3 protein-coding genes are annotated in these 4170 nt (G+C 57.9%); 1 reads left to right on the top strand and 2 read right to left on the bottom strand.

The window, feature by feature from the left end:
* The coding region (locus tag EN984_RS24735) for an ATPase domain-containing protein (protein ID WP_127384014.1) at positions 1-1085 on the bottom strand (1085 nt) is incomplete at its 3' end.
* A 246-nt stretch (positions 1086-1331) separates the two neighbouring features.
* On the opposite strand from EN984_RS24735, the gene EN984_RS24730 reads away from it, so the two are divergent.
* Entirely contained in the window at positions 1332-3263 is a 1932-nt protein-coding gene (locus tag EN984_RS24730; RefSeq protein WP_127268870.1) for a PAS domain-containing sensor histidine kinase, read from the top strand.
* Positions 3264-3668: 405 nt separating this feature from the next.
* Here the strand turns inward: EN984_RS24730 and EN984_RS24725 are convergent, their stop codons facing one another.
* Positions 3669-3875, bottom strand: a complete 207-nt coding sequence (locus EN984_RS24725) for a DUF3606 domain-containing protein (protein WP_127268872.1) — start codon at positions 3873-3875, stop codon at positions 3669-3671.
* Between the last annotated feature and the right edge of the window lie 295 nt (positions 3876-4170).

The raw sequence follows: 4170 nt of genomic DNA, 5'->3' as shown, positions 1-4170 counted from the left end.
GTATTGTTGCGACTGACGACTTGCTGCACAATCTGGCCGAACTCCCCAGGCGAGATTTCGTTGGGACTAAAATCGTAGATGACAAGTTGGCCATCCTTGTGGAACTGCCGAAGATCCATCCCAAGGCCCTCGGACCGGCGAAAGAAAGTCTCCAGTCGCTCCTCAAACAGGAACAGGGCCACGCTTTCGCGGCGCTGAAGCGCGGCAGTGGCGTAAAGCGAAGACATCGTCGACTTGCCTGTTCCCGACTGACCAATCACGAGCGTTATGGTTCCCGATTCCTGGCCGCCGCCGAACATCTCGTCGAGAGCGTCTACCCCTGACTTGATCAGTTGCGGCTTGGTCACTTCGGGAGGCGACCCTGGCACAATCCTCGGAAACACCACAACGCCCTCGCCCTCGCGAATGGCCATATCGTGATAACCGTCAGCAAACGGCACGCCGCGCATCTTGCTGACTTCAATGCGCCGGCGCACGCCGCCGTAGTCCTCGAGAGATTTATCAAGCCGGATCACGCCGTGGGCAATGCCCTCGATTTCCTCGCCGTTGTGATCGCCTCCGCTGGTCTGGGTGTCGAGCAACACCGCCACAATGCCCCGTTTGGCAAGGAAGGCCTTGAAGCCAATCAGTTCGCGCCGGAACCTCGGTGTGTCACCGGTAATCAGCCGGATCTCGAGCAGCGAGTCATAAACAAGCCTGTGGGGTTTGTGTTCTTCGATCGCGCGTTCAATCGCCTTGCGCGTTTCATCCAATCGAAGGTCGGCAGTCTGGAAAATCGTCTGATCGGCCGCGCCACTCAGGGTCTCCGAAGCGGACAATTCCTCAACACGAATCCCATCAAGCGTCCAGCCGTGTGAAGACGCAATCGCCTGCAGTTCGGCGGCGGTTTGCGAAAGGCTGACATAGATGCAGCGTTCACCGGCTGCCACACCGGCGCGCAGGAACTGCAAGGCCGCGGTCGTCTTGCCTGCGCCTGGATCGCCTTGCACGATGTAGAAGTTGGAAGCGGGCAATCCACCGCGAAGAATTTCGTCCAAGCCGGCAATGCCGGAACTTACAACGGGCTGCTTCTTTCGCTCGGTCATTCCGCCCTCGTCTCCAAACAGGAATCGTAAGCCGCCATAATCATAGGTTCGAAGTAGAACCTGGGTAGACCGACCGGCGGCCCGACCCCAGTATCTGGAATTCCAGTTTCTGTAATGGCCGCGCCGCCGTCAGGCAAGTAGCTCGTTGCAGGCCACGGCAATCACGGCCTGTGCCACATAAGGACGCACGCCTTCCCCTCGTCTGTGGAACCATCCGAGACGCCAGCAGTTTCATGAAGTTGACAGATGAACGGATGGGGTATGATTCAAGGGACCGTCGATAAAGCCGATGAGGATCGCTACCGCGTTCTCGTCGAGGCCGTTACCGATTATGCGATCTATATGTTGAACCGTTCGGGAACCGTGACGAGTTGGAACGCGGGGGCAGAGCGGTTCAAAGGCTATTCCGCGAGCGAGATCATCGGTCAGCATTTCTCGTGCTTCTACACGCAGGAAGATCGCGAAGCTGGTCTTCCATCGCGGACTCTGGAGACAGCAGCCCGCAATGGCAAATTTGAAACCGAGGGCTGGAGAGTGCGTCGCGACGGGAGCCGTTTCTGGGCTCATGTTGTGGTTGATCCTATATTCGATCCAAGCGGCAAATTAACCGGCTTCGCAAAAGTCACCCGTGATCTTACCGAGCGCAAGAAAGCGGAGGATGAAATCCGGAGAGGTCAGGAGCAGTTCCAGCGCCTGGTTCAGGGCGTGACGGACTACGCGATCTATATGCTTGATCCTGAAGGCGTAATCACGAGCTGGAACTCGGGTGCAGAACGCATCAAAGGTTACTCGGCCGACGAAATAGTCGGCAAGCACTTCTCGCAGTTCTACACGCCCGAGGATCGCGAGCGAGGCACTCCGCAAAGCGCCTTGGAAATCGCTGCTCGCGAGGGGCGAGTTGAGCGCGAGGGCTGGCGGATACGCAAAGACGGTACTGCGTTCTGGTCCCATGTGGTCATCGACGCCATTCGGCACGAGGATGGCGAACTCCTGGGTTTCGCGAAGGTTACGCGGGACATAACGGAACGGAAGAAGGCGCAGGAGTCATTGGATCAGGCACGCGAAGCCCTTTTCCAGTCACAAAAAATGGATGCGATCGGTAAGCTGACGGGCGGTGTCGCTCACGACTTCAACAATCTGCTGATGGCGGTTCTGGGTAGTCTTGAGCTGCTGCGCAAACGGCTACCTGACGATCCACAATTGCTGCGTCTTCTGGATAATGCCGTGCTCGGGGCGCGACGGGGAGCGTCGTTGACGCAGCGCATGCTGGCTTTCGCGCGGCGGCAGCAACTCGATCCGAAGCCTGTCGATTTGATTGAGCTCATACATGGAATGAAGGAGCTCTTGGAGCGATCGCTGGGCTCAAGAGCGACTATCGAGACCAAATTTCCGCTCTCGCTCGATCATGTGATGGTGGATGAAAGTCAAATCGAACTCGCATTGCTCAATCTGTGCGTCAATGCCAGGGATGCGATGCCTGACGGCGGAACGATCGTCATCTCCACTCGGATGGAACAGGTCGGCGAAAGCAAAGAGGCAGGCTTGGCCCCAGGCCCATACGTCTGCCTCTCGGTAGCAGACGCTGGCGAAGGAATGGACGAAGAAACACTAGCTCGGGCGACAGAACCGTTCTTCACCACAAAAGGCGTTGGCAAAGGCACGGGTCTCGGTCTGTCTATGGTACATGGGATGACAGAACAAATGGGCGGGCGCCTGACGCTTAGGAGCCGCAAGGGAGCAGGGACGACGGCGGAACTGTGGCTGCCGGTCGCCACCGCGAGCTCGGAAGTCGCGCGCGGGCCGGATGTTCTTGCCGAGGAAGCCATTGAGACGGCGTCGCTGCGGATCCTGGCAGTGGATGACGATGCCCTGGTCCTTTTGAATACCGCGGCAATGCTCGAGGATCTCGGCCATACTGTCGCGGAGGCGCATTCTGCGGCGGCAGCCCTCAGGCTTTTGGAGGAGCACCCGTTCGACCTCGTTATAACGGATCATGCTATGCCGAAAATGACGGGCCTGCAGCTATCGAATACGATCAAAGTCCAGTGGCCGCACGTACCCGTCATTATAGCAACGGGCTACGCCGAACTCCCGGGGACTCGCGACATCAAGATTCTCAGCAAGCCGTTTACAGAAGAAGAATTGGCGAACGCAATAGCAACCGCTAATGTTGCGTAGGGTGGCCTGAGAGACAACCCCTTTGAGTTCCTTGATGCGTCAAGCTCGGATAAAACCCTCCAATATTTTTCTCTGTGCCGAGAGTACTTGCGAAGCGGCAACCTGCTCAGCGGTCAGAAGGGAGGTTTCTATGGAAAGTGTACGTTCAAGCAGCCGATTCGTGAGAGAGGACGGCTTCGTTCTTCGAAAGATCGCTCTGGTCTCCTGCCCTACCAGCCTATGCCGCACTTAGCTCCCGGATCTAACTGTTTGCAAGGATTGGGAACCCGCGAGGCGTTGTTCTCGCAGTCCGCGCAGTCAAGCAGGAGTGCGGACAGGCCTACCCAGCCGCGAAACAGAAAAGCCCCGGCGCTGGATCTGCACCGAGGCTAAGGGCATGTACGAGCTACCTAGCATGTCCGAGTTTCAACCTCCGCTAATATTGTAAATGAATGGTGAACTGTGCGCACCGACTTCACCCGGTTGTGTTTGGCGTCCCTGTGGTTCGCGAAGGGCCGAATATGCTCCACCAGTAAGCTGGAATTTGCTGGCGAGATCGCCGACCTCGTATTCCTCGTCGCCCGAAACGCGGTCTCGATCACGAAAATCACGCCTGCTTTTGTCATCTGGCATGGTTGTCCTCCTGAGCGGAGCAGCGCAAGTGGCGCCGGTTCCACGTAAGGGTGGCCAGCGCTTGTCGCAGAGTTGGCCCTGCGCCGGCTTGGTTCTGCCCGCACGGGATCCTTTGTGGAGGCTATTGATCTTGTGTGGCCTCGATCAGACGCCGAATCCTGCCCGACCGCTCGATGTTTTGGGCCACCATCTTTTCCGAGCGCTCAATCGCGAGCTCGGCCCGTTCGAGGCGCTGCTTGGCACTGGCGACTTCGGCCGCCATCGCGATTCCCCGGCCTTTCGTGATGTTTGTCAT

This window comes from Mesorhizobium sp. M7A.F.Ca.CA.004.12.1.1 (genome assembly GCF_003997835.1).
Classification (GTDB): Bacteria; Pseudomonadota; Alphaproteobacteria; order Rhizobiales; family Rhizobiaceae; genus Mesorhizobium.
The sequence above is the reverse complement of the archived record's forward strand: the minus strand, read 5'-3'. Positions and strand labels throughout refer to the sequence as shown.